The sequence below is a fragment of the Micromonospora alfalfae genome, assembly GCF_022230925.1.
Lineage (GTDB): Bacteria > Actinomycetota > Actinomycetes > Mycobacteriales > Micromonosporaceae > Micromonospora > Micromonospora alfalfae.
Map to the genome: position 1 here is coordinate 1 of NZ_JAKKFH010000035.1, position 25,813 is coordinate 25,813.

The window sequence follows — 25,813 nt, forward strand, 5'->3', positions numbered from 1 at the left end:
TCGACCTTGTCAAACACGCACTCAGGGCGAGGATTCTCCCCAGCGTGAAGGCCATCGATTCGCTGCTGAATGCCCGGCGGTTGGTTCCCGGGTCGCCGCTGCGGCGTCGCTGTCACGCGCAGGGAATGCGGTCGCTCGGTCGACTCATGGGCGACAGAATGGCTGCAATCATGGTGATCGGCGGTGGGGGCGGAGGCGTCGGTGGGCGCGATGTCGCTGGGGACGGTCTTGCGGGGGCGGCTGCGAAGTTTGACGGGCGGCTCGGACGAGTTGCCTGAACCTGACTATCTGCCTGAGCTGCCGACCGTCGAGTGGGTGCGGGCTGGAGCTGGCGGGTTCGATCGAAGCGTTAGTCCGGCGGAGTTCTCGGCCGGGTTGATGACTGTGGCTCGCGATGGTGAGCCGGGTATCCGGGCCGTGGCTGTGGATGCGCTTGGTTCCGCCGAGGCACGGTGGTGGTTGGCGGTGGATGAAGCGCTGCGGGGGCAGTGGTGGTCGGCGCCGCGCTGGTCGCGGAGCCTCGCGGCGGACCTTGCAGACGGTGAGGTGGAGCTACTCCACCTGGTCATGGCCGGCTGCCACCGCGACGGGCGGATCCGCGAGGCGGCGGTCGCTCACCTGGCTGATCACGCACACCCGGCGGCGCTTGCGGTGCTGGCGCTTCGGACCGTCGACTGGGTGGCTGAGGTGCGCCAGCGGGCAAGAGGGGCGGTGGAGGTTTGGTGGTCGTCATCGCGGGGTTCGTTGACCCAGCTCGCGGAAATGGCGTTCGCCCTGCGCGGGCGGGGTGAGGGCGCCTGGTTGGCAGAACACGTCGAGGGTGCCCTGCGGACCCTGCCGTTGAGTGGCTTGGAGCCGTTGCTGGCAGCGCGGGATCGTCGGACCCGGCGAGCGGCATACCGCGCCGCGACGACCGGTGGTCTGTTGAGTTTGCACCGGTTGACAACCGCCGCGATGAAAGACGACGACCTGCCGATTCGGATCCTGTGCGCCCGAGGCGCCGTTGAAGTCGCGACCGACCCCGCTCAGCTGCGTGGGTTGCTGCTTAGTAGTACGGCGCTGGTTCGGGCTGAGGCATTGCAGACCGTGACCGCGGTCGGTGATCTGAATGCTGCTGAGGCCGCGTTGCCCGATCGGCATCCGCTGGTGCGGGCGATCGCTCAGGCCGCGCTGCGCCGTAGCGGCGGGGATCCGGCAGTGTCTTATCGCCGCCTCGCCGCCGGGTGGGGGCCACCGGCGCCGGGGGTGATCGCCGGGCTGGGCGAGACCGGTGACGCCGAGGATGCCGGCCTGGTTCGGCGATGGCTGGCGCATCCACGTTCGCGTGGTCGGGTTGAAGCGGTCCGGGCGTTGCGTCGCCTCGGCGTGACCAGGTCGGCCGACCTGGTGTCGCTGCTGCGCGACGAGTCCGGTGCGGTGACCCGCCAGGTGGTGGTGGCCCTGCGCCAGGACCTCGGCGTCCTTGACCCAGGGATGCTGGAGGCGCTGCTCGGTCCGGGCAACGCGCCGCATGTCAGGTTCGCGGGGTACCGGTTACTGATCGCGGGGAACGCCTGGCAACGGCTGGTCACCAATCTAAGGCTGATCGATGATCCCGACGACCGGTTGCGTGGCAGTGCGCGAGCGGACCTCAGCGCGTGGCTCGGTCGGCAAGCGGCTACGACCTATCACGGGCCGTCCCGTAAGCATGCGGCCGAACTTGACGAGCTGATCGAGGACGCTCGCCCGATCCTCGGCGAGCACACGGTGCGACTGCTGCGGTTCCACGCCGGCCTGCCCCATCAGACGGCGCTATGACCGGCGGCGACACGCCTCGTCGTCGAGCGAGCGCACCTCCGGAGCCGGGGCGCGCTCGTGGGCCACGTCCCGCAGGTTGCCACCGGCCAGGTCGAGCGCCGAGTTCGAGTACGGGCTCGTGTTCAGCAACAGATTGATCTGCGCGGCCGTGCCGTCGGCGCCGACAGCGACCGGACGGGTCAACGCCGTCACCGCCCGCACGGACCGGATGGACGTCGACGCGTAGCTGATCCGGCCCGACGGCTGCGTCGCCCGGGCCTTGCCCACCGCGCAGGATCTGCACACCACCGCGCTGGTGCGTGCGCTCGGCATCTGGCTCGGCCACCCGGCCTGAGCGGCGCATTAACTGTCGTCTCAGATTCGCTCGGTACGAAGTCGGCATCAGATAAGCGATGTGACCCGTATGGAGGAAGCTAGTGATGGCAGTCAAGGCAGCGCCGCCCGGGGAAGCGCCGGCCGGTCGCTTGGCAGGCCGGTGGGTGCCGTGGTTGGTGATCGGGTTGTGGGTGGCGCTGGCGGCGGTCATGGTGCCGTTGAGCGGGAAGTTGAGCTCGGTAACCACCGACAGAGCCGTGGACACGCTGCCGGCCAGCGCCGAGTCCACCAAGGTGGCGGTGCTGGAGGACAGCCTCCCCGGCGGTGAGGACAACACGTTCGTCTTCGTGTACCACCGCGCCGGCGGCATGACCGACGCCGACCGCGCGTCGGTCGAGCGCCACCACGACACCCTTGCCAAGCGGTACCCGCCGAAGGCGACCGCGGCCGGCGGCGAGGACGACGAGGGCCCAGCGACGAGACCCTCCACCGACGGCAAGGCGATGATGTTCACCCTCGACGTGAGCACGACCTACGGCGCACCAGAGACCCTTGTCGGCCCATTGCGTGAGGCTGCGAAGGACCGCCCCGCCGGCCTGGAACTCGACGTGACCGGACCCGCCGCGGTCGACGGCGACATGGACGCCGTCTTCGACGGCGTCGACCTGCAGGTCTTCCTCACCACCGTCGTCGTCGTCACGCTCCTGCTGATCCTCACCTACCGCAGCCCGGTGTTGTGGCTCATCCCGCTCATGGCTGTGGGCGCGGCCGCACTGACCGCGATGGCGACCGTCTACCTGCTCGTCAAGGGCTTCGGCATCGTGATCAACGACCAGAACTCGGCGCTGCTGACGATCCTGGTATTCGGCGTCGGCACGGACTACGCGCTGTTACTCATCGCCCGGTACCGGGAGACACTGCACCACCACGAGAACGTCCGGGTCGCGATGGTCCACGCGCTACGCGGCGCGGCGCCGGCCATCGTCGCGTCCGCGGCCACCGTGATCGCTGGCCTGCTCTGCCTGCTCGTCGCCGACCTGAACAGCACCAGCGGGTTGGGCCCGATCGGCGCGGCCGGCATCCTGTGCGCGCTGGTGGCCATGCTGACGCTGTTCCCGGCGCTGCTCGTGGTGCTCGGCAGGCGAATCTTCTGGCCGGCCATCCCGCGGTTCGACACGGCCGTTCAGGAGAAGCCGGGGCTGTGGGGACGGCTCGGCACCACCATCAGCCGCCGCCGGTGGGTGGCGACGCTCGGCTCGTTCGGAGTCCTCGGCGTGCTCGCCATCGGGGTGGCGGGCAATACCGGCGCCCTGCGGGAGCAGGACCAGTTCCTGTCCGCGCCGGAGTCGGTCACCGGCTTCACCGTCCTCCGCCAGCACTTCCCGGAGCTCGGCGGCCAGCCGATGACAATCTTCACGCGGCCGGCGCACCAGGAGCGGGTGCTCGACATCGTCCAGGGCACCAGCGGCGTGGCCCTGGCCGTCCCAGGGCAGACCAGCGGAGGTTGGGCCGACATCTCCGTGTTCCCGACCGACGCGCCGGACACCGCCGCGGAGTACGACACGATCAAGCGGGTGCGTACCGCCGTGCACGCGGTGAACGGGGCGGAGGCGATCGTCGGCGGGCCGAGCGCGGAGAACCTCGACACCGAGGTCACCACCACCCGCGACGAGAAGCTGGTGATCCCGCTGGTGCTCACCGTCGTCCTGATCATCCTCGGGCTACTGCTGCGCGCGATCGTGGCCCCGCTGGTCCTGATGGCGACCGTGATCGTCTCGTTCGCCGCAGCCTTCGGCGGCAGCGTGTTCGTCTTCGACACGATCCTCGGGTTCGAGGGCGTCGACTATTCGGTGCCGCTGCTGGCGTTCCTGTTCCTGGTGGCGCTCGGCATCGACTACAACATTTTCCTGGCCAGCCGGGCCCGGGAGGAGACTGTGCGCCTCGGCACCAGAGAGGGCATGCTCAAAGCCCTCTCCGCCACCGGTGGCGTCATCACCTCGGCAGGGCTGGTCCTAGCGGCCACGTTCGCGGTTCTCGCCTCACTTCCGCTGGTGATGCTGATCGAGGTCGGGTTCCTGGTCGCCTTCGGCGTGCTGCTCGACGCCTTGCTGGTGCGGTCGGTCCTGGTGCCCGCCCTCACGCTGCTGATCGGCCGGCGGATGTGGTGGCCGAGCCGGTTGTCCCGACCGGTGGAGCAGCCGGACGATCAACGGCCGCTCGTGGAGGGGCCCGCGCCGCAACGGTGAGCGCGGCGGCACAGTCGAGATCCGGGGCGGGCCCTTGCCCGCCCCGGATCTTTGTCATGGCCCGCGGCCGTCACCGTGTCCGCCGCCCTTGTCCTGCGCCGCCCGCTGCGGCGGGTCCTGGCACCGCGCGTCGTGGCGGTCCCGGCGCCCTGCCGCAGCGGGTCAGCGAGCCACCGTGTCCGCCCCCGCGGTGAGCTGCGTGATCCGAGCGGGCGGGGCGGCGGCCGGAAGGATGATCCGCAGCAGCGCCCCACCGCGTGCCGACCGGGCGACGGTGACCCGGCCGGCGTGGGCGTCGACGACCCGCTGCACGATCGACAGCCCCAGACCTGATCCCGGCAGCGCCCGGGCGCTGTCGGCACGGTAGAACCGGTCGAACACCCGCGGTACGTCGGCGGCGTCGATGCCCGGCCCGGCGTCGTCGACCTCGAGGACCGCCGACGCGCCCTCGGCACGGAGCCGCACCTGGACCGGCTGGTCAGCGGGGGACCACTTGCTGGCGTTGTCGATGAGGTTGAGCACCGCCCGCTGGAGCGCAGCGGGACGCCCGCTGACCCACACGGAGGTCACGTCGAGCGTGACCTCGATGTCGGGCACGCGGGAACGCGCCCGGGCCGCGGCGGCCACCACCACGTCCGCGAGATCGAGCAGCTCGGCGCTCTCGTCGCTGACGTCGCCGCGCGCCAGGTCGGTCAGCTCGGCGGCAAGGGTGCTCAACTCGGCCACCTGGGCGCCGAGATCGTTGAGCAGCCGGGTCCGGCTCTCCGCCGGCAGTGCGCTGTCCAGGGTGCCGCGCCGATCGAGCCGGATCAGCAGCTCAACGTTGAGGCGCAGGCTGGTGAGCGGGGTCTTGAGTTCGTGGGCGGCGTCCTCGGCGAGCAGCCGCTGCGCCCGCCGGGAGTCCCGGAGCGCGGCGAGCATGTCGTTGATTGACCGGATCAGCCGCCGGATCTCCCCGCCGCCCTCGTCCGGGATGTCGGCGTCGAGGTCCCGCGTCTGCGCGACACGAACCGCGGCGGCAGTGAGCCGGTCGATCGGCGCCAGCCCGGTCCGCGCCACGGTCCGCCCGACAAGGGCACCCCCGACCACGCAGAGCAGTCCGATCAGCAGCATGCCCAGTCCGAACTGGTTGATCGGGCTGTCGTCGCTGTTGCGGGCCACCTGGACCGCGCCGTCGCCCGCCCGCAGCGTGTAGATGAGGTAGCCGTCCTCATCGTTGTCGTTCGACTCCATCAGGTCGGCCGACGCGCCCTGCGCCACCCGCCCGGCGTGCCCACTGACGGGGGGCAGCGCGGGTTGGCCGGCCGGCGTCCGGGTCGAACCGTCGGGCAGGATGACCCGCACCAGCCGACCGGATCCGGGATACGGCGGCAGCTGGAACTGCGCCAGACCGGTGCGCTCCACTGTCGTCGCCAGGACGCGGGAGTCCGCGCGTAGCTGATCCTCGGCGTTGTCCCGCAGCTCCGAGTCCAGCAGTTCGCTGGCCACCTGGAAGGCCACGAACACGCTGACCGCGATGGCCGTCGCCGCGATCACCGTCAGCCTGGTCCGCAGGGACCGCTGGCGCCACCATCGGGTCAGCCGGCGCGGTACCCGCCCGGCGGGCCTGCTCACGGAGGAGTCTCCCGCAGCGTGTACCCCAAGCCGCGCAGCGTGTAAATCAATCGCGGCTCACCCTCGGCCTCCATCTTGCGGCGCAGATAGCTCACGTACACCTGAAGGTTGTTGGCGGTGGTGCTCATGTCGAAGCCCCAGATCGCCTCGAACAGCGCGTCGCGGGTCAACACCCGGGTCGCATTGCGCATGAGGACCTGTAGCAGGGAGAACTCGGTCCGGGTCAGATACAGCGGCCGCCCACCCCGCCACGCCTCGAACCTGTCCGGATCGAGCCGAACGTCGGCGAACGACAGGATCTGCGACTCGTCGTCGCCGGGCGCGCGGCGGCGCAGCAGGGCCCGGACCCGGGCCAGCAACTCCTCGGTGGCGAACGGCTTGGGCAGGTAGTCGTCGGCGCCCGCGTCCAGCCCCGCGACCCGGTCGGAGACCTGATCCCGGGCGGTCAGCATCAGTACCGGCAGATCTCGACCCGCCGCCCGCAACCGCCGGCAGGTCTCCAACCCGCCGAGGCGGGGCATCATCACGTCGAGGATCAGCAGATCCGGCGCCGCGCCACCGATCCCGTCGAGCACGGCGAGACCGTTGGAGGCGGTGCTGGTGCCGTAGCCCTCGACCTGAAGCACCCGCTCCAGCGACTCACGGATGGCCGCCTCGTCATCGGCGATCATGATTCGCACGCCGGCCCGCTCCCTCCCGTTGATGCTTTTGGGCTCATCCTCCCCGATCAACCTGAGGGCAGGATTAATGCTGCAACGGCAATAGGCGAATACGAGGGCTACTGTGGCGCATCGCGCCTCCTGGCAACGTCTGCCACTCAGTTTCTGTCACGGATACCCGGCCGGGCACGCTCATCGGCCATGAGCGGACGTCGGCGAGGCGCGACCGTACCGGTCGCTGCACGTCGGGTTGTCCAACAACCGCACCGGATGCACGCACCCGGCCGTTCACCTTCGTCGCCGGTATCGGGCCGGCCCTGATCCTCGTTCGCGCCCGGTCATGAGCGACCGTGCGCGGACCGCCGCATGATGCAGTCCGGGGCAAGGCCACCTTGCCTGTCGCCCCAGATCAGGCCCACGGCGGGAGGAGTTTCCGGAGTAGCCCTCCAGACGGATCGGATCCAGGTATCGGACCGGGACGCGATCGCGACCCGTGATTCTGCTGGTGGGGTCGCAGGAAACGTAGGTGGCCAGGGGCGGGATGTCGAGGAGTTCGCCGCTGGCATTGATGCGGGACGTGTCGTCGCCGGTGCTGGCGAGGCCGGATTGGCAGCGGACGCAGCGGAACGCGAGCAGCGGAGAGTACGTGCGCCGAAGGGTCCAGGACGCAACGATATGAGGACGCGTAGACATGATCCCTCTGAAGACCTGACGGAAGGCATGGGAAAAGAGCCGACGGCGACGTCGGCGACCGATGCACGGAAAAGGTGTCAGGTCTAAAGGGCAGGCGGCGTCACGCGGAGTGAAGTCCTCTCGTGAGTGGATGGGAAAGATAGATCCAATTGCAAGGTAGGGCCGGACGGGCTGGCGAGGCCACCCATTTTTGTCGTGGTACCGCGCAGTGAGGGTTGAGGTCGGCGAACCGGCCATCGACCACGCGTCGTTCGCCTTCGCAGCCCCTGCCTGCCGTGGTCCGGCCGCCTCCGTGGAACTCGTTCCTTCCGCTGACCACTTCGACCTCTACTGGAAGGTCATGCCGCACCGCCCGACCGCATCTCCACAGGTCAGCGCAACCCCGAGCCGCCCGCCGAGGCCGTGCTCAACCGAGCGACCCCGGCGGGCGGTGTCGTCAACTGTCATATTGATCAGCGGGTAAGCGGACTTGGGGGGACGCCGAGCGCAAGGTCGAACAGCTGCGGAGTCTCAAGGCCGGCGACGCGCGCTCCTGACTGGGATGCAGAGGCGGGCGCCCGACCAGCGGCAGATCAGGATGTCGCCGGTGGTCGGCGGTGACGACAAGTCGAAGTTGGGTCAGCAAGACTACGGCTGGGAATGTCCTCAACGGTCGCACGCGCCTACCGCTCGGCACAGTCGACCCGCCCGTCGCATAGCGCTGAGGGGTGACGCCCGGTCGGCGGCAGATGTGCGCACCTGGTCATGGGAGAAACCCGTGGCTACATTGCGCGACCATGGTGATCCGTCGAGCTTCTCGACCAGTTCGACACCACGGGAAGTGTGCCCTGGATAAGGCCCGGCTGGTGCCGTGTGGGGGCGGGAGGCTCAGGACAAGAAGCGGTGCAGGGCTGCGGTCAAGTCGTCGGGGTTCTCCTCGGCGACGTGGTGGCCGGACTCAATTGAGTGCCCGCGTAGATCGGGGGCCCACGGGCGCCAGACGGCTAGCGGGTCGCCGTACAGGTCTTCCATGTCGTCCCGGGTCGACCACAGCACGAGAGTTGGGCAGCGGACAGTACGACCGTCACGCCGGTCGGCTTCCTCGTGCGCTCGGTCAACGCCGAGGCCGGCTCGGTAGTCCTCCAGCATTGCCCGAACCGTGGCCGCATCGTGGATGGCCTGCCGGAACTCCTGGTAATTCGCGGCTCCCATGCTCTCGGACCGGGCCTTGTTGGCGTACCAAGCATCGGGGTCGGCGGCGATGGCTCGCTCTGGCTTGTCCGGCTGAGCAAAGAAGAACCAGTGGTACCAGTCATGGGCGAACTTCGCATCGCACCTGGCAAGAGCCTCACTGATGGGAACGCCGTCAATGATCACAAGATGACCGACAGTGTCGGGATGATCAAGCGCTTGGCGCAACGCCACGTACGACCCACGGTCATGTCCGACCGTTGCGAACGTCGGGTGGCCCAGTTTCTCCATCAGCTGGACCATGTCCGCGGCAACCACTCGCTTGGACTGCTGCGAGTGATCCGCGAGGATCTGCGCCTTGCTGGACTGCCCGTAGCCGCGCATATCGGGACAGACGACGGTGAACCCGCGATCAACCAGCTGCGGCGCGACGCGATGCCACGTCGATCCCGTACGCGGATGCCCGTGGATGAGCAGGACCGGAGGCCCGTGCCCCGCATACCGGACCCGGAGCTCCACCTCCCCGACATCGACCCGCTCGTCCTCGAAACCGTCAAACATGCGCGGAAAGTATCCAGGCCCCCGCCAAGAAAAACATCTACTCATCGGCATGAGTGGACGCCGCCCTACCCCCTCCGCGGAAGGCGCCAGCGCTGACGCCTTCGGGTCCGCCGAAGAGGTCACCGAACAGAGAGCCCTGCTCAACGCACTGTCGGTGGGATTGATGTTCCAGCCGTTAGGACGGGTGCCGCCTTCTGAACGGCAACGCGCAGCGACAAAAGCCGAATAACTCTGTCCAGAGATGATCCGTTCCGACGGCCGGCTCGAACCGGCGAGGCGGTCGGATCCATGGGGCCTGCCGGATACCCCGAACTACGCGGCTTCGCCGCCGGCGTGGCCAGCGACCGCGACGCGGTCGCCGCCGCCTCACCCAACCCTGGAGCTCAGGCCCCGTCGAAGGCCATGTCAACCGCATCAAAACCATGAAGCGACAGATGTACGGCCGCGCGAACCTCGACCTCCTCCGGCACTCCCATGTCCGCCGCGTCCGATGGCACCCCTCGAAACGGGATAGCCATGTCGGACCGGCCGGTGCGATGATCGACATCTGGGTCGCTAGCTCAACTGGATAGAGCATTCGACTGAGTAGCGTGTCCGCTCCCCGCTTGCACGGTGATGGGTGCGCTTCCTTCTCCTAGTTGGATCGAAGGGTTCGGGGTTCGAGTCCCCGGCGACCCACTGTGCCGCAGCTGCCGAGGGGCAACTGCCGGAGTTGGCCGGAACGGGGAACCACGTGCTCGAGAAGCTGATCATCCAGAAGACCCTGCGCGTGCCGGCCAGCACTGGCGCGGCTGGCGATAGCACGGCGCTGGCCCGACAGCTGGACGTGGCGCTGCTCGATGTCGGGTTTTCGGCGTCGCGCGCTCTGCTGGAGCACATCGGCGCCCTGGCCCCGGCGCCGGCAATGGACCTGGCAGCCATGGTCGTCTCGGCGGTGCGCGAACTGGTGGGCGACCATGTCCAGCACAACGCCTATTTCATCGGCTTCCCTGATGACGTGCCGGACACCGCCGAGTTCTGGACGGATCGGCTGCGGGCGGCCGTTTTCACCGGCGGAGGCACGGCAACCGACGAGCAGTTGCGGGACGTCGCCGCCTCGGGTGCGCTGAACCTGCTGGACCTGCCGACCTATGGGACCTACCAGCACACCTATGCCGAGCTGTTGGCCGCGCACGACGAGCTGATCGCCGCAGCCGGTGACCGGGTGACCTTGCTACGCCTCGGCGACGCTGTCGCCGTAGAGGCAACGCTGCTGTATCTGGCCCTGGCCAGTAGCTCAACGCCGCTCGGCGAAGCGGACCTCGCGATCCTCAGCGAGCTCGCGGTCGCGTGCGTGGACGGCGCGCAGCCGGCCGAGATCCCCGTACGGGAGAACCGTGCCGTGCTCAACGGGATCCGGCTCGTTCTCGGCCGGCCGCTGGTTGACGTGGACACGACGACCGACGTGCTGCGCCTCGCCTGCCAGGTATCCGGCGGGGACGCATCGCTCGTGACACCCACGCGATTCCGCGCCTTCCGACGCCCGGAGCGGCGCGTGCTTCTCGCCGCGCTGAACGATGTCGTCGGCGCGAGTCCAGGCAAGCTCGGCGATGTCGTGCGCTACGCGGAGCGGTGGAAGCGGCTCGGGGAACGGCTGCATCCGCACTTATGCGGACCTCACGGTTATGCCGATGGGGCCTCCGGAGAAGTCTCGTCCCGCTCAGGAACGTGAGGCACCCGGGCCATCGGTATTGCGACGCCGGGTGAGCCGGACAACCCGCCGTCGTTGCCAGCGGCGAGGGATCGTTGGCGTGAGATGACGCGCGGATCGCGCATGACAGTGAGTCGTCACGTTCTGTACCAGTACTCTTCCAACCTTTGCGGCGCCGTCACCGTCGCATTCGGCGCATCATCGACGCCTGCCGCAGGAAGGCGCTCGGCACTGCACCAAGAGGGCTGTCGCCCGATGGCATGATGCAGCGATGCTCCCTACCCGCCGTTCCCTTCATGACCGCGTCGCGGCGTCGTTGGCCGCCTGCGCCGACGGTGAACTGTCGGCGTTGTTGCAGGCCGCGTCACCCGTGGGTGTAGGCGTGGGAGGCGGCTCTTCGATCGCCGATGTCGATGGCACGCCCGTGTTCGTCAAGCGGGTTCCGATCACCGACCGGGAGCTGGATCATCCGCACAGCACGGCGAACCTGTTCGACCTGCCGGTCCGTTGCCAATACGGCATGTACCGCCTGGCCGGTCCGGGCTTCGGCGCGTGGCGCGAGCTGGCCGCAAACCAGAGCGTCACCGAGGGCGTCCTCGCCGGGGAGACGGAATCGTTCCCGCTGTTGCACCACTGGCGGGTGCTGCCGGGCCGCCCGCCGGTCGCGGCTGAGCACCTCGACATTGACGCCGTCGTCGCTCAGTTCGGTGGTAACCAGGCCGTGCGTGCCCGGTTCGAAGCGCTGGCGGGCGCCACCGCGAGCCTCGTGCTGTTTTTCGAGGCTCTCCCCGACGGGCTGCCTCGCTGGCTGAGCGACCCGGTCGGCAGAGCCGCGGCGGTCGAGCGGCAACTGTTCGACATGGTGGCGTTCCTGCGTCACCGCGATGTGCTGCACTTGGACGGACACTTCGGCAACATCCGGGCCGACGACGACCGGCTCTATCTGGTCGACTTCGGGCTCGCCACCTCACCACGCTTCGACCTGTCGGACGCCGAGCGCGAATTCGCTGCCCGCAACGCCGGTCACGATGCCGACTATGCTTCCATGCGGCTGGTGAACTGGCTGGTCACTTCGGCATGTGGGGTGCCCGTGCCGCCCGACAGTGGTCCCGTCGCCCGCAATCAGTTTGTGCGGCGATGCGCGTCCGGCGACATCCCACCGGACGTGCCGCTACCCGTCGCGGAAATCATCGCCAGACACGCCCCCGCAGCCGCCCGGATGAACGACTTCTGCTGGCGCCTGTTCGACGGCGACCTTCACGCCGAGTATCCCGGCAGTGAAACCACGGTCCGGATCAATGCGGATCGGGCAAGTTGAGGAAGCGGACAAAACCCTCCTCTCGGCTCCGGACATCGTCGGGTCGACGAGCCCCTCGTTGAATCGAGGATTCCTGTGTGCAGCCGACCTGCTGGCTCGTCGGCGAGCCAGCGGGTGGCGTCGGCATAATCACAAGTTCTCCAGGAAGGCGACGATCGTGTCGGTGGGCTGGTAGCGCCCTGGAGTAGTGCCGAGCGGCGTGGTTCGGGCCAGCGCGCGTTCCTTGAGTGCGAGGTCGGCGTGGATATAGATCTGGGTTGTGGCAACGCTTTCGTGGCCGGCCAGAGGGCGATGACGGTGGTGTCGACTCCGGCGTTCAACAACCGCATGGCTGCGGAGTGGCGCAGGACATGCGGGGAGATCTTTTTCTCGGCGAGGGTCGGGCAGGCCAGTGCGGCGGTCGCGGCGTGCTTGGTTACTCGCCGTTCGAGCGCGTCCCGGGTGATGGCGGTGCCCGAGCGGGTGGGGAACAGTGGGTCGGCGGGTACTCCGCCGCGGTCTTTGAGCCAGTTCTCCAGCGTGGTGACGGTGTCCTTGGTCAGCGGCGTGATCCGCTGTTTGCGGCCTTTGCCGATGCAGCTGACGTGCGCTCCGGTGCCCAGGTGTGTGTCGTGAAGTTTCAGGGTCGTCAGTTCCGTCGCGCGCAGACCGGTCTGGATGGCGAGGGCGAGCAGCGCATGGTCGCGCCGCCCGGTCCAGGTCCCTTGGTCGGGGGCGTCGAGCAGGGCGTCGATCTCCGGGTCCGTGAGGTAGGTGACGATCGCACGCTCGAAACGTTTGGTCGGGATCGCCAACACGCGCTGGATGACGGCCGCGTCCTCGGGGTGGCGCAGAGCCGCGTAGCTGAACAGGGAACGGATCGCGGCGAGGCGGGCATTGCGGGTGCGGGCGCTGTTGCCGCGCCCGGTTTCCAGGTGATCGAGAAACGCGCTGATCATGGGCGCGTCCAGGTCGGCTATCTGCAGGTTGGAGGGTGCCCGGCCGGTGGTGGCCGTAGCGAAGGTCAGCAGGAGTTTGAAGGTGTCCCGGTAGGCGGCGGTCGTGTGGCTGCTGGCGTGACGCTGCCGGGCCAGCCTGTCGGTGAAGAACGACTGCAGGGTGGGACCGAGGGTGCTTATGCGGCTTCTCCGGTGTCGAGGTGGCGTTCCAGTCGCTCGCCGGCGAGGGCGAGCAGCTCCGGAGCTGCCGAGAGGTACCAGTACGTGTCTTTCGGCTTGACGTGCCCCAGGTAGGTCGACAGGCGCGGCAGCATCGCTTGGACGTCGTCGCCGTTGCGGTAGGCGTCCAGCAGCGTCGCGACGGCGAAACTATGCCGGAGGTCGTGAACCCGCGGCCGGCATGCAGTGTTTCCTCACTACGACCTGGACAGGGCAGCGGCTGCTCTGGCGGAGCAGGAACGGCAGCACGGCAACGGCTGACGTCCGCTCGTCGCAGCGAGCGGTATCACCTAACGCACTCACATCGGCACCCTGTATCCGCTTTGCTCCCAGGCCGGATGCCCTATGGGAGACCGTACTCAGCGCCACCCTGTTGGGGACCCGCCGGGGCCCGGCTGTCTTCGATCCGTGACGCATTCGCGGTTTGGAAGAGGGAATCGACGCGGTGCTTGGCACGTCACGATTCCAGTTGCACCGAGAGATCACAGCATTATCGGGTCCGTCGGAGTTGGCCCGTCCCCTGGCCGATGGCGAGACAAGCGCGGCTGAACTACCAGCCTGAAACGCGAACGGTGCGCGCTGCAATCGATCTCAGCGCGCACCGTGCGGTAATGGTTCGTGTCCGAGGGCGACACGACCCGTTGCCCCACCGCCGATAACGCTCAGTGCGATTCTGAAGCTCGCACAAGCCTAGCTGTGGTGGTGACCTCCGAAGAGGTCACCACCAAGGACGCGCTGGTCACGGCGCCTGCGGCGGGATCGCACCAGGTAGTCGGCGACCGGGATCATCGAACGCCGGGCGCCTGACGCCCGTCTACCGAATGCTGGTGGATGGGAGCTCCCGGCCTACAGGTCGGCCTTCGTCACGCGGGAGGATTCGTACGTCGTGGAGGCCTGAGGGAGGCCCGGCACGGTGGAGACGTCCTTGACGAGCATGCCGGTCGTGGCGTCGATGGTCAGCACCTCGCTGCCCTCGCCGCCGAACACCTCGGGGCCGGCGGTGATCGTCAGCGTGGCCTTGCCGTGGGTCGTCGAGTTCTTGACGCTGACCGCGGAGATGGTGGACAGCAGACGCAGCACACCGGCCCGGACCTGCGTGTTGCCGTCGCCAGCGGACAGCGCTTGGGTGCTGTACGTCCACAGGGCGTTGTCGAAGTGCCGCTGAACGGCCTGGGGGCTGTACGGCTTCGGCTCGGCGTTACCGCCCTTCTGCTTGATGATCACCTGGACATCCGCCTGCTGCTTGTCCCACACCGCCTTCTGCGCTGCGGGGTCGAGGCCCACCAGCGGATCGTTGGCTGCCTTGAGCATCTGGATCCGGCCGTCGGCCGGGCTGCTGTCCGCCGCGGCGACGGCCGCCTTGAGGAGCGGAGCGTAGCCGCCGTCCGTCATCTGGTCCTGGTGACGGGCGATCGCACGCTTGATGTCCTTCACGCTGTTGCCCGTGTAGATCGCGTGACCATCGGTGTACAGCGTGTAGACGACCTGCATGGTCTTGGTGCCGTGGACCTGCGTCGCCTTCACCAGCCACGCGTCGCCCGTCGACGGGGTGACCGTCTTGATGGACCCAGCCAGGGTCATCAGCGGCGCGCGCTCGGCGGACCCGTCGACGGTGGTCGAGCCCGAGGTGGCGGCTGGCGAATCCTTGCTGGCCTCCACTCCCCCGGTCGCCGGCGAGTTGAGCACCACAGCGACAACTGCCGCCGCCGCGGCAACCCCCACCCCGGCGCCGATGCCCAATCGGCCCGCGACGCCGATCCTGCGGCGGCGCTGAAGCGCCGGACTGGATTCGTGGTCCCGCGTGGTTGTCGTCGTTTCCATTGTTGAAGTCGCCTCCATAGTCGTGTCCTCCGCTGATTTCGCGCCCAGCAGCCGCACGGTTCCGGGGTCGGCCATAGCCGCCCGCAGCACCGCCCGCGCCCGCTGATACGCCTCCGGGCGTAGTGGTTCTGCGCTGCCCAACGCACCGACCAGATCAAGCTCGTCGGTCATCGGTGTCTCTCCTTCGCGCTGTTGCGGTCCTTCAGAAGCGCGGACACCCCCGGGGCGTCGCGCAACGCCGTCCTGGCCTGGCTCAGCAACCGCCGCGCGGTGCCGGCCGGTATGCCGAGGGCCCGCGCGGCGTCGGCTGCGGTCAGGTCCTCCCAGGCGACGAGCCTCAGGACCTCCCGCTCTTCGGGTTTGAGCCGCGTCGGGGCCGACCGGAGCACCGCCCGGGCGTCCACGCCGAGGTCCACCGCCAACCACGGATCCCATCCAGTAGCCACGTCCGGCACGTCCGCCACCAGGTCCTCGGCCGGCCGGGACCGCCAGTAGCGCCGCAAGCGATTCAATGCCACCCCGTACAGCCACGGCCGCGCATCGTTGTACGACCGGTCGTACGATCGCCGCGACTCGAACGCCGCAACCCAAACCTCGCCCAGGAGGTCCTCAGCCGCATCCCGCCCAGCCCGGCGAACGAGGTACGCACCGACGGCGGCCTCATGACGCTCGACCACCTCTACGAAGGCGTCGACATCGCCATCCAGCGACCGGCCTATCAAATCCGCATCCGAAGCCATGGCCCTCCTCGGCAAAGTCCGTGCTTCACCCTGACATTGCCGATCAGGCGGGAAAGTGTTCAGACGCCGAGGGCCGACGGCATGCGGTCGCCCAATAGCGACCTCTCGGCGGCATGAGCGGCTGCGACGCCGTCAGCGTGGGGCCCAGGCCAGGGGCCGGGAGTCGAAGCTGCAAGGTAGCGGCAGCGTCGCGGCAGCGAGGCTCCCAGCCCACATGGCAGTCTCCCCGCCGTTTCAGGGCCGGATCTGGTTCTCGATGGGGCTGCCAGGGGCACCGAGAAGTGGTGGCTCACCCGATTTAGTCGCGGCGACCGGGCCTACCGATCCGAGACCGCCCGACGAGCGGCCCTACCTGCCTGGCTCTACGCCTGCAATCACCATCGCCATCACACCGCACTCGGGATACTCGCTGCTGCCGACGCAAGGGCGACTAAGTGTGCGGACACTCACGGTCGGCGGGAGATCGCTACCCTCGTAGTCCACCGAGCGGGGAGGGGCCAGCATGGCGGCGCTGGTCGAGCACACCGAGCTGTACGTCGATGTCGACTATCGACTGTTCGCGATGATCGGCGACAGCAACGACCGGCGCAACGTTCCACCCTCACCGCACGAGCTCGATCAATGGGTCAGCTCGGCGCCGGGCTACGTGGTGGTCGAGAACATCGACGACACCGTGGTGCTGGGTAGCGACACCCGGCTGGAGACCTGGGACGGGCCGGCCGACTTCGATCCGGCCGGCTGGGACCGCAGCCACGTGCTCGAGGTGGTCTTCGAGTCGGGCATCCTCGGGTTCTCTAGCGGCACGGCCGGCGGCATCGCCGACGCCTACCGCCTTCCGCCGGGCCGCCGGTGGCGCGTACGGCTGGCCTGGCGAACCGAGGCGCCACCCGCTCCGGACGAGCTGCCGACCGCGTCGGTCCTCATCCAGTTCAGCCCGGCCTGAGCGGCCGGGCCGACACTTCGCGGTCGGGCGTGTCTGTCCCCGTGAGTTCGGCTGCCCCCACGGGGACGCTTGCTCTCGGCGCTACTCAATGCTCAAAGCGGGCCGGCACCCACAGGCTGCGGGCCCGGGCGACAGTGGTCACGGCGATCCGGCGGCGCACGATCAGTGCCGCGACGACACCCCCGGCCAAGGCCAGAATGCTGGCCGTCGGCACGGGGTTGGGCGGGCGGGGCCTCCCGCCTGGCGCACCCGCGGCGGGTTGCCTCCCGTACGGGGGTCCCACGCGCTCTGATCGAGTGGCGCAGGCGGGGCCAGGGTGTCTCGGGCGTACAGGTCGGGTCGTCGATGGAAACGTCCGAACCGTAGAGGTCCGCAGACACGAGTCCGTCCGGCTGCCAGTCTTCTCACTGCTCATGGCATCGCCTGCTCCACGGCGGCCGACGGTGAGCACTGTGGCGCAGCTGGCCGAAGTCTTGGCCGACGCCGCGACCAGTGCGAGGTCACTGTCCCGGACGTGTGGGGGTGGCGGACACGAAGCCGAAGAGGCTCGAGTGGCCGACGAGGACCACGAACGTCAACACCCGGCGATCGCCGCGTCGAGGGCGTTGTCGCGGCCGGAGTCGCGGCGCTGAGGCTCCAGCGTGGTGCTGGGGCCTCGGCGCGCTTCGCTTTGCTCGACACAGCGGGGGACGCTACAGCGTGCGGGTGTTCGGCCGCTGGAGCGATCTCGGTCGATCAGGCCTGCAGGCGTACACGGCGGCGCCGTGCGACGAGAACCAGCACCGTGCCGACCGCGACGGCGATCGCAGCCGCGCCGACGAAGAGCATGGTGTCGTCGCCGGTGACCGGCAGGCCCGGGCCGGCGCTCGACGACGACGACGACGACGCCGACGCCGACGCCGAGACGCTCGGCGAGCTCACGCCGATCTTCTTCGCTGGCACGAAGACGCTTGGCTCGTCGCTGTCGTCGGCGCGCACCTGCGCCAGAGTGTGGTCGTCCTCGCCGTTCTCGCCGGCCAGGATCTTCCTCGCCGGCCGGGTGGTCGAGGTCGCGCAGGATCGGCGTGAACTCCGCCCTTCGGGCACGTGCAGGGGGCGTGCAGCCGCCTCATCCCCTCCGGCGGCACAGATCGGCGACCCCGACACGCGGACCCTCGGCCCCTGCACCGCCAAGGCCGATCGGCGGTTGATCAGGCGGTCGTCGACGCGAAATGCCCCACGGCGGCGACGGCGAGGACGAGGAAGACCGCGGGAAACGAGATGTTGTGGAACACCCGCGCGCGGGCGTGAGCCAGGATCGCGCCGACGAAGAACAGGACGAGGCCAACGGCTGCGGCCAATCCGACGGGATGTACGCCGAGAAAGCCGAGCACCAGACCGACGACGCCGGCCCCCTCGACCACCGCGAGGTAGGGGATCCACCGCGCGGACAGCCCGACCTCGGCACAGTTGCGCATCACGAAGTCCGCCCTGATCACCTTGGCGGTCACCTCGATGGCGTTGGCAAGGGCGCAAAGGACGGTCGCGACGACCAGGACGCCCTCCAGTACGGCGATCATGACGCGCGTCGGCGCGATTGAGCAATCGGTAAACTCATAGGTGCCTCCACGTGCGCGGGTTCATCAGGCTGTGGTCTCTCGCCCCTTCTGACGCCCAGCACGGATGAAAGGTGACCAGACGTGGAACTCGTCGAACACTTCGAGGCTTCGAGGGCCCGATTGATGTCGTTGGCCTATCGCATCGTCGGCTCGCGCAACGATGCCGAAGACGCGGTGCAGGCCGCCTGGCTGCGCGCGACGTCGGCCGACCCGGCGCAACTGGTCAACCCCGAGGGCTGGCTCACCACGGTGACGGCACGCCTGTGCCTCGACCAGCTTCGCGCCCGCCATCGCCGGCGCGAGGTCCCGCTCAAGGCCGACGACATCCCCAGCGAGCAGCTCGCGGCCGACGAGGCGTTCGTCCGGCGTGAGGACGTCTCCCGGGCGCTGCTGGTCGTGCTCGACGAACTGTCTCCCCCGCAGCGGGTGGCCTACGTGCTGCATGACCTCTTCGCCGTCCCGTTCGACGAGATCGGGCCCGTGCTCGACACGACGGTGGCCGCGGCGAAGAAGCTCGCGAGTCGAGCGCGGATCCGGCTCAGGGACGCTCGTGCGGTCGACCTGCCGGGGTCCGCCCACCAGATGGAGATCATCGACGCGTTCCTCGCCGCGGCGCGTGGCGGCGACATCGCGCGGCTCGTCACGCTCCTGGCGCCTGACGTCGTCCGCACGGCCGACCTCGGATTCCTCGCGAACGGCGCCGCGCCTGTCGTTCGGGGCGCCTGGGCGGTCGCGAAGGAGACCAGGGCGTTCGTGGACCGCATCGCCGCCGCCGCCCCGGTCCTCGTTGAGGGTTACCCAGGAGCGGTGATCGCCCCTGGTGGGCACCCGTTCGCATTAATCCGGATCCGCGTCCACGACGGCCTCGTCACGAGCATCGACATCACGCCCTACGAGCGCGGCACCGTGTCCCTCCCCGCTGCCTTGGGTGCGTGATTCTCAGTTCGCTCAAAGGATCCGAGTGATAGCTGGTGCCCACCCACGCAGGTCATTAAGCCGGCCGAGAGCAGCGGCCATTCGGTCTGCTGCGCTCGGCTTCCTGTGTCGACTGGTAGAAGCGGCCTCGTCGTCCAAGGCCAGCCGGAGGGTGCCGGCGTGGGGGTGGGGGCCGAACACTCGCTCCTCGAAGAAAGCGGGTGATCCGATCTACGCGCAGGTCTTCGCGGATGAGCGTTGTCTCCGGCGGTGATCGGGATCCTTGCCGAAAGATCTGCATACCATACCGTATGGTATGCTCGATTGATGGGAACACGTGATCTCTGGCTCGGCGAGGGCGTCGTGGTATTGACCGACGAGGGACCGGCGGGTGTGCGGATCGACCGTCTGGCTGCCCGCCTCGGCCTGACGAAGGGGTCGTTCCATCACCACTTCACGGGGGTCGCCGACTACCACGCGGCGTTGCTGACTCATATCGAGCATGGACAGGTCACCCTGCTCCATGGGCTGTCAGACGAGCTCGCGACCGCCGATCCGGTCGACGCCCTGCGGGCCCTCCCCTCGCGACTCGACGAGCTGTTCGACGCCGAGCTGGATCGGGCCCTCCGGGCGTGGGCGATCGGGAACGACGGTGCGCGTGGCGTGGTGGAGCGCGTCGACAGCGCGCGGCTCACTTTCCTCGAGACCCTCTGGAACCGCGCTGTGCCCGACCCGGCCCGGGCGCGTGCCGCGGCCCTGCTGCCGCTTCTTGTCCTGATCGGAGCGAACGCCATTCGCCCACCGCTCGACGCTGGCAGTCGACGTGCCGTGTTCGACCTACTGCCAGACCTGATTCCCCATGTCTGAGGTCCCGTTCGGGTGCCCCCGCCTGCGGGCAGGCGCCGTGCTTGCCGTCGCTGTTGCGCTCGCGCCGAGCATCGTGACTGCTACCGGGGTTCATCGCCTAGAAAGAGGAGACAAATGCCCGCTGTCGATGTGCTGATCGTCGGGGCCGGCCCGACCGGGCTCACTCTCGCGGTCGATCTGGCCCGCCGTGGATTTCGCGCGGTGCTGATAGAGGCCGCGCCCACACTGCCTCGTCAGTCCCGAGGCAAGGGCCTGCAACCTCGAAGCCTGGAGGTGCTTGACGATCTCGGTGTTATCGACGCGGTTCTGAGACACGGCCAGTCGCGCCAGGACATCACCCTGTACCGCGATGGCCGGCGCCTTGCGCGGATACCCGCCGGTCTCGCCGAGCCGCGCGCGGATTTGCCGTACCCGAACATCGTGATGATTCCTCAGTGGCGCACCACCACGCTGCTCGCACGGAGGCTGCACGAACTCGGTTCCGCGATTCGGTTCAACACTCGCCTCGAGTCGTTCACCGCTGGTAACGACGCGGTGCGCGCCGTGGTCACCACACCGGACGGCGGCCGGGAGGATTTGACCGTTCGCTACCTCGTCGGTTGCGACGGCGCGCACAGCATCGTGCGCCGCACACTCGAGCTCGAGTTCGCCGGTTCCTCCGACGAGACGCAGCGCTACCTGCTCGGTGATGTCACCGTTCCCGGTTGGCACCCCGAAGTCGACGGAGCCGTTCGCTCACATGCATGGCTCGGCACAGACGGGTCGTTCCTCGGTCTGGCTGGCCTGCCCAAGACCGGGCAGTGGCAGATCGGCGCGAGCATCACCGCCGGCGACGACCTCGAGCCCACCCTGGAGGCCCTCCAGCGGCTATGGGACGAACGCACCGGCCACCCGCAGGTCCGCCTGTCCGACGCGACCTGGTTGTCGAACTTCCGGGTCAACGTCCGCATGGTCGAGGACTACCGCCGCGGCCGGGTCCTGCTCGCCGGCGACGCCGCGCACGTGCACCCGCCCACCGGAGGGCAGGGAATGAACACCGGCATCCAGGACGCCTACAACCTGGGATGGAAGCTTGCCGCCTGCCTCAACGGCCACGATGACACCCTGCTCGACACCTACCCGGCCGAACGCCTTCCCGTCGCCCGTCGTGCGTTGGCGCAGAGCACCGACATCCTCGACGTGGTCACCAGTCGCAACCCACTCGTCCGGTTCGCCGTGCAACGACTGCTCCTGCCGCTACTCAGCCGACCCTCGATCAACCGCAGGCTCACCGCTCGTGTGTCCCAGATCGACATCGGCTACCGCGACGGGCCCCTGGCAGACGACGAGCTGTCCGGCGGCCGCGTCCGACCCGGCGATCGGGCCCCCGATGCGCACCTCGTCGATGCCGCAACCGGGCAACCGCTGCGGCTGTTCGACCTGCTCCGCGGGCCACAATGGATGCTGCTCCTCATCGGCGACGCATCCGCCAGCCGCCTCGACCGTGATGCTCTTCCCGACGAGGTGCACACCTGCTTGATCACGCCCGCGCGGTCGACGTCGTCCTCCGGCCGGGTGGTCATCGACCGCGACGGGACGTTTCGCCGGGCCTACCGAGCAAAGCCCGGTACCGCGTTGCTCATTCGCCCGGACGGCTACCTCCACTGGCGCGCACGCACTCCCTGCGCCGACGCGGTGGCCAAGCACGTCCTCGGCGCAGGCGGGTACGCCCACCCGCTGCCGCTACCCGACGACAGCCCGGGCGCGTGAGAAGCCAAGACACGAAGGAGGGCTGAGCCTTTCCGCTGAGGCAGGGTGGCTGACTGGCACGGCAGCAGGAGTCGGGCACGGTTCGCAGACGATGGCGGGTCACCGGTGTCCGACATGGTGAGGCTCGAATCACGTCCAGTGTGGTTGATTGTGACCCATTACCCTCAGGAGTCCTTCGAGATGGTGCAACCCTGGTGGCCGCTGGCCTTGTTGGCAGTGATCCAGCTCTGCGATGCGGTGCTATGCGCAAAGCCGGTCGCCTTCATTCGGCAGTGTTTGATCGACGTCCGGTTCCCCGAACGCTTCTGGAAGTTTCTCCCTCCGCTCAAGGCTGCCGCAGCGGCTGGGCTCATCGTCGGGATCTGGGTTCCGCCGTTGGCGGTGCTCGTGTGTGCGGCGCTGGTCTGCTACTTCGTGGTGGCGGTCTCGGCGCATGTCCGCGCCCACGATTTCGGCCGCAACCTGTTCCTGAACGCGACGGCGATGTTGGTCATCTGCTCGGCGGCGCTGGCCTTTACCGTCCAGGCCGCATGATCGAACACGCGACGATGGCGCAGGGGTTGGGTCATCGCGCGTAACGCTTCGTATTCGGCGGGTGGGACGTTGACGTGCCTGCGCCGGATCGCAGCCCACAGCGCGTCCAATGCCAGGTCGATGTGGAGAGGCGGGCGACAGCGCAGCCGTGACGTAGTGCGCGTCCCGACCCCTCAGCAGCGCGCGCCGTCCCGCACCGCCAGGAGCGGCAGGCCCGCCGCGTACCGCCGGAAGAAGCCGGCAGTCGGGGTGTCCGCTGTCGCAACGGCCTCCGGCGTGCCCGCCGCGATCACCGTGCCCCCGTCCGGACCGGCTCCTGGCCCCAGGTCGATCACCCAGTCCGCGGATGCGGCGACGGGGATGTCGTGTTCGGCCACGACGACGGTGTTGCCCGAGTCCAGCAACACGTCGAGCGCGTCCACCACGCGCTGAATGTCAGACGGGTGCAGGCCCGAGACGGGCTCGTCAAGAACGACAAGGCCGGCTTTGCGGCTCGCCGCACCTCGCTGGATCGCGGTCGCCAGCTTCAGCCGCTGCGCCTCGCCGCCGGACAACTCTGTGGCGCTCTGGCCGAGTTGGAGATAGCCGAGCCCCACCTGGTTCAGAGCTCCCAGGGTCTCTACGAGCTGCCGGGGCTCGGAGAACTGCTCCACGGCCTCGGCAACGGTGAGTTCCAGCACCTGATCGATGGCCAGCCCCCGGTACGTGATCTCCAACGCCTCCGGCTTGTAGCGCCGACCCTCGCACGCGTCGCAAACCACCCACACGTCCGGCAGAAAGTGCATGTCGACCAGCTTGCGACCATAACCGGTGCAGCTCTCGCAGCGACCGCCATCCGCGGTGTTGAAGCTGAACCAGGAGGCGTTGAGCCCGCGCCCGCGCGCCACGTCGGTCTCGGCGAACAGCTTGCGGACGATGTCGAACGCCTTGCTGTACGTAGCCGGGTTGGATCGCGGCGTCCGCCCGAGCGGTTCCTGATCGACGACGGCGACCCAGCTGAAACCCTCGATGCCGGTCACCTCCCGCACCGTGTCGGTCGCCGTCCCGTTCAAGGCGGCCTCCACGCTCGCCCCGAGCGCGGCGAGGAGGCTGCTCTTTCCGCTGCCGCTCACGCCGGTCAGGCAGGTGAGCCGCCCGGCGGGGAACCTCACCAGGCTCGCGGACACGTTGTGCGCACGCAGGCCGTGCAGCTCCACCCAGCCGGTGTCATCCCCGGCCGGGCGGCGGGCCCGGTGCAGCCGCGGCCCCTCGCCGGCCAGATAGCGCCCGGTCAGTGACTTGGAATGAGCGGCCACGTCGGCGGGAGGCCCGGACACGAGGACCTCACCGCCAAATCGGCCCGCGCCGGGCCCCATGTCGATCACCCAGTCGACTCGGGCGATCAGCTCAGGGTCGTGCTCGACGAGGAGTACGGTGTTGCCGGCCTCGCGCAGCTCCAGGGCGATGTCGAGCAGGTGTGCCTTGTCCGCCGGATGCAGCCCGGTGCCAGGCTCGTCCAGGACGAAGATGATGCCGCTCAGCTCGGTGCTGAGCTGCGCGGCGAGCCGGGTCCGCTGCAACTCACCCCCGGACAGTGTCGCTGCGCTCCGGGACAGTTGAAGATGGGCCAGGCCGAGCCGGTCAAGGATTCCGAGCCTGCGGCCGAGGTCCTGCAGCAGCGGATCACCCACCTCACGCTGCCGGGCGTCCAGCTCGTCCGCCACGCGTTTCGCCCAGTCGCGCACCTCCCGCACCTCCACCTCGAGCAGGTTGGGGTAGGTCAGTCCACCGAGCCGCACGGACCGGGCCACCTGGTCGTATCCGCTGCCGCCGCAGGTGCCGCAGGGCTGTTTGCGCATGTACGGCAGGTAGCGCTGCTTGGCGCTGGACGTCTGGGCGTTCACGAACACCCGCTCCACCTCGGCGAGCGCGCCCCGCAGCGGCTGGCTCGAGGTGTAGGTCACCAGGGCCGTCTCATTCCTGTTCGTCATGTCGATGGTCGCCTCGATCTTCTCGTCACCCGTGCCGTGGAGCACGCAGTGACGGAACTCCTCAGGCAGCGACTGCCACGACCAGCCGAGGTCCACGCCCCGCTTCTCGGCGAGCGCCGGTATGAACGCGTGTTCCCCCGAGCGCCATTTCGCGTACCAGGGCGAGGCCCCCTCGAAGAGCGGAAGCTCCGGGTGGGTGATGACCAGGTCCTCCTGCGCCTGCCAGCGCCCACCCACCCCGTGGCAGTCCGCACAGCTCCCTTCCGGTGTATTGCGGTCGAAGTGAGCGGTCGTCAGATGCCCGTCCTCAACCGCCGCCGCCGAATCTGTGCCGATCCCCGGAAGACGCGAGTACAGCAGCCCAAGGTGCCCGTCGATGCCGGTGATCGTCGCAACCGTGGAACGGGGGTTACGGTTCAGACGGCGCTGGTCGACCGCGAGCGTCGCGCCGAGGCCCAGGATACGGTCGACCTTCGGCCGATTACGCTGCGTTATGTACTGCCGTACGAACGGCGAAAGCCCCTCCAGATACCGCAGTTGGGCTTCGTTGTGCAGGGTGTCGATGGCCAGCGAAGTCTTGCCGCTGCCACTCACGCCGGTGAAGGCGACGAGCCGCCCCTTGGGAATGCTCACGGACACGTCCCGCAAATTGTTGGTACGAGCCCCCACCACGTCAATCGTCTCGCGTCCCATACTCGCGAAGTCCCGTGCGAATGCGGTCAACCTTTGTTCACCCTCTCGCGACGCGGCATGGCCTGGGCGCAGCGGCCCATCCACCCGTGCCGAACACGTCGATCACGCCACTACCCGGCAGGCCGTCATCGGTGGCGCTGAGCGGTCGCTGCATTAGATCTGTCAGCCCGTCGCCCGACCCCGATACGGCCGTACTGCGGCTCAGGTCTCGGATTCCGCAGTGAGCTTCGCGGTGTCCGGGGCGAAGACGGTCATCCAGTGCGGATGCAGCCGGTAGTAGACGACGTCGTTGTCCCAGTCGAAGAAGTCATCGCCGTAGAAATCCTTGAGGTACGCCAACAGTTCCGGCCAGTCCGCGGCCGGCTCACTGTCCCGAGGGTTGAGGGTCTCCACCTTGCCATGCGTGAATACGCCCAGGTCCTCACCGCGCATGTGTGCGGCGCTGACGGCGGACCGCGCCGCGAGGTGGCGGGCCTTGGCGGCACCGCGCGCTGTGCCGAAGTGCCACTTTCCGTGTAGGAAGTGCCCATCCACACCGCTGATCCGGGGCTCGCCTTTCGCCGTCACCGTGGACAGGGCGAGAGTGCACATGCCGGCGAGGACCTGGGTGAGCTGCTGAGCGTTCAGGGTGCGCTCGGTGCTGATGATCGAGCGGAGGTGCTCGGCGGAGCGGGAGAGGGAGTCGTCAAGGAGGGCCTGAAGCTCATTGAGCTCTTCTGGAGTTTCGCGCACGCTGTTCCTCATCCATCTATCCGTCCATGGT

20 protein-coding genes, 1 tRNA gene and 2 pseudogenes are annotated in these 25,813 nt (G+C 68.6%); 11 read left to right on the forward strand and 12 right to left on the reverse strand.

Annotated elements, in window-relative coordinates; translation table 11 throughout:
* Positions 1-465: 465 nt before the first annotated feature.
* On the forward strand, positions 466-1,797 hold the full coding sequence (locus tag MED01_RS27200; RefSeq protein WP_238671373.1) for a HEAT repeat domain-containing protein: 1,332 nt from the start codon (positions 466-468) through the stop codon (positions 1,795-1,797).
* Here the strand turns inward: MED01_RS27200 and MED01_RS27205 are convergent.
* Complete coding sequence (locus MED01_RS27205) at positions 1,792-2,109, reverse strand: hypothetical protein (protein ID WP_238671374.1); 318 nt, start codon at positions 2,107-2,109, stop codon at positions 1,792-1,794. The genes MED01_RS27200 and MED01_RS27205 overlap by 6 nt on opposite strands.
* 107 nt (positions 2,110-2,216) lie before the next feature.
* Between MED01_RS27205 and MED01_RS27210 the strand changes: the two genes are divergently transcribed.
* Positions 2,217-4,358, forward strand: a complete 2,142-nt coding sequence (locus MED01_RS27210; RefSeq protein WP_238671375.1) for an MMPL family transporter — start codon at positions 2,217-2,219, stop codon at positions 4,356-4,358.
* A gap of 162 nt (positions 4,359-4,520) precedes the next feature.
* On the opposite strand, the gene MED01_RS27215 is transcribed toward MED01_RS27210, so the two are convergent.
* The 3 genes from MED01_RS27215 to MED01_RS27225 all read right to left on the reverse strand — a co-directional run bounded on the left by MED01_RS27215 (position 4,521) and on the right by MED01_RS27225 (position 9,055).
* A complete protein-coding gene (locus tag MED01_RS27215) occupies positions 4,521-5,972 on the reverse strand; it encodes a HAMP domain-containing sensor histidine kinase (RefSeq protein ID WP_238671376.1) in 1,452 nt (483 codons plus the stop codon).
* Complete coding sequence (locus MED01_RS27220; RefSeq protein ID WP_238671416.1) at positions 5,969-6,643, reverse strand: response regulator transcription factor; 675 nt, start codon at positions 6,641-6,643, stop codon at positions 5,969-5,971. Before MED01_RS27220 ends, MED01_RS27215 begins: the two co-directional genes overlap by 4 nt.
* A 1,548-nt stretch (positions 6,644-8,191) precedes the next feature.
* Positions 8,192-9,055: an alpha/beta fold hydrolase gene (locus tag MED01_RS27225; protein WP_238671377.1), complete on the reverse strand. Its 864-nt coding sequence runs from the start codon at positions 9,053-9,055 to the stop codon at positions 8,192-8,194.
* Between the two features lie 321 nt (positions 9,056-9,376).
* Between MED01_RS27225 and MED01_RS36370 the strand changes: the two are divergent.
* The 4 genes and pseudogenes from MED01_RS36370 to MED01_RS27245 form a co-directional block, all read left to right on the forward strand.
* A pseudogene (locus tag MED01_RS36370) lies at positions 9,377-9,522 on the forward strand (transposase); the annotation flags it as partial.
* Between the two features lie 82 nt (positions 9,523-9,604).
* Positions 9,605-9,733, forward strand: a tRNA-OTHER gene (locus tag MED01_RS27235).
* 55 nt (positions 9,734-9,788) lie between these two features.
* Positions 9,789-10,715: pseudogene (locus tag MED01_RS27240) on the forward strand (hypothetical protein); the annotation flags it as partial.
* 301 nt (positions 10,716-11,016) lie between these two features.
* Positions 11,017-12,063, forward strand: coding sequence for a protein kinase family protein (locus tag MED01_RS27245; protein ID WP_238671378.1), 1,047 nt, complete (start codon positions 11,017-11,019; stop codon positions 12,061-12,063).
* On the opposite strand, the gene MED01_RS27250 is transcribed toward MED01_RS27245, so the two are convergent.
* The 4 genes from MED01_RS27250 to MED01_RS27265 form a co-directional block, all read right to left on the reverse strand.
* On the reverse strand, positions 12,003-13,181 hold the full coding sequence (locus MED01_RS27250) for a tyrosine-type recombinase/integrase (protein WP_308193570.1): 1,179 nt from the start codon (positions 13,179-13,181) through the stop codon (positions 12,003-12,005). The genes MED01_RS27245 and MED01_RS27250 overlap by 61 nt on opposite strands.
* Positions 13,178-13,315: a hypothetical protein gene (locus MED01_RS27255; RefSeq protein ID WP_238671379.1), complete on the reverse strand. Its 138-nt coding sequence runs from the start codon at positions 13,313-13,315 to the stop codon at positions 13,178-13,180. Before MED01_RS27255 ends, MED01_RS27250 begins: the two co-directional genes overlap by 4 nt.
* 751 nt (positions 13,316-14,066) lie before the next feature.
* Positions 14,067-15,212 (reverse strand): hypothetical protein, encoded by a 1,146-nt coding sequence (locus tag MED01_RS27260; protein ID WP_238671380.1) that lies wholly within the window; start codon positions 15,210-15,212, stop codon positions 14,067-14,069.
* Positions 15,209-15,781 carry an RNA polymerase sigma factor gene (locus MED01_RS27265; RefSeq protein ID WP_238671381.1) on the reverse strand — a complete coding sequence of 191 codons (573 nt, stop codon included), beginning with the start codon at positions 15,779-15,781 and terminating at the stop codon, positions 15,209-15,211. The genes MED01_RS27260 and MED01_RS27265 overlap by 4 nt, the downstream gene beginning before the upstream one ends.
* Before the next feature lie 502 nt (positions 15,782-16,283).
* Here MED01_RS27265 and MED01_RS27270 point away from each other — a divergent pair.
* Positions 16,284-16,724 (forward strand): hypothetical protein, encoded by a 441-nt coding sequence (locus MED01_RS27270; RefSeq protein ID WP_238671382.1) that lies wholly within the window; start codon positions 16,284-16,286, stop codon positions 16,722-16,724.
* Between the two features lie 735 nt (positions 16,725-17,459).
* Here MED01_RS27270 and MED01_RS36205 read toward each other — a convergent pair.
* Both MED01_RS36205 and MED01_RS27280 read right to left on the reverse strand, forming a co-directional pair.
* Positions 17,460-17,702 (reverse strand): LPXTG cell wall anchor domain-containing protein, encoded by a 243-nt coding sequence (locus tag MED01_RS36205; RefSeq protein ID WP_238671383.1) that lies wholly within the window; start codon positions 17,700-17,702, stop codon positions 17,460-17,462.
* A gap of 212 nt (positions 17,703-17,914) precedes the next feature.
* On the reverse strand, positions 17,915-18,283 hold the full coding sequence (locus MED01_RS27280; protein ID WP_238671384.1) for a DoxX family protein: 369 nt from the start codon (positions 18,281-18,283) through the stop codon (positions 17,915-17,917).
* A 120-nt stretch (positions 18,284-18,403) separates the two neighbouring features.
* Between MED01_RS27280 and MED01_RS27285 the strand changes: the two genes are divergently transcribed.
* From MED01_RS27285 to MED01_RS27300, 4 genes are all read left to right on the forward strand, one after another.
* The gene (locus MED01_RS27285; protein WP_238671385.1) at positions 18,404-19,258 is read left to right on the forward strand and encodes a sigma-70 family RNA polymerase sigma factor; all 855 of its coding nucleotides are present in this window, start codon (positions 18,404-18,406) and stop codon (positions 19,256-19,258) included.
* A 306-nt stretch (positions 19,259-19,564) separates the two neighbouring features.
* The gene (locus MED01_RS27290) at positions 19,565-20,104 is read left to right on the forward strand and encodes a TetR/AcrR family transcriptional regulator (protein ID WP_238671386.1); all 540 of its coding nucleotides are present in this window, start codon (positions 19,565-19,567) and stop codon (positions 20,102-20,104) included.
* A 114-nt stretch (positions 20,105-20,218) separates the two neighbouring features.
* Positions 20,219-21,853, forward strand: coding sequence for an FAD-dependent oxidoreductase (locus MED01_RS27295; RefSeq protein ID WP_238671387.1), 1,635 nt, complete (start codon positions 20,219-20,221; stop codon positions 21,851-21,853).
* A gap of 114 nt (positions 21,854-21,967) precedes the next feature.
* Positions 21,968-22,387, forward strand: a complete 420-nt coding sequence (locus MED01_RS27300; RefSeq protein WP_238671418.1) for a DoxX family protein — start codon at positions 21,968-21,970, stop codon at positions 22,385-22,387.
* Positions 22,388-22,560: 173 nt separating this feature from the next.
* Here the strand turns inward: MED01_RS27300 and MED01_RS27305 are convergent, their stop codons facing one another.
* Together MED01_RS27305 and MED01_RS27310 are read right to left on the reverse strand one after the other, a co-directional pair.
* Positions 22,561-25,050 carry an excinuclease ABC subunit UvrA gene (locus tag MED01_RS27305; protein WP_238671419.1) on the reverse strand — a complete coding sequence of 830 codons (2,490 nt, stop codon included), beginning with the start codon at positions 25,048-25,050 and terminating at the stop codon, positions 22,561-22,563.
* 201 nt (positions 25,051-25,251) lie between these two features.
* Complete coding sequence (locus tag MED01_RS27310) at positions 25,252-25,794, reverse strand: pyridoxamine 5'-phosphate oxidase family protein (protein WP_238671388.1); 543 nt, start codon at positions 25,792-25,794, stop codon at positions 25,252-25,254.
* Positions 25,795-25,813 lie beyond the last annotated feature (19 nt).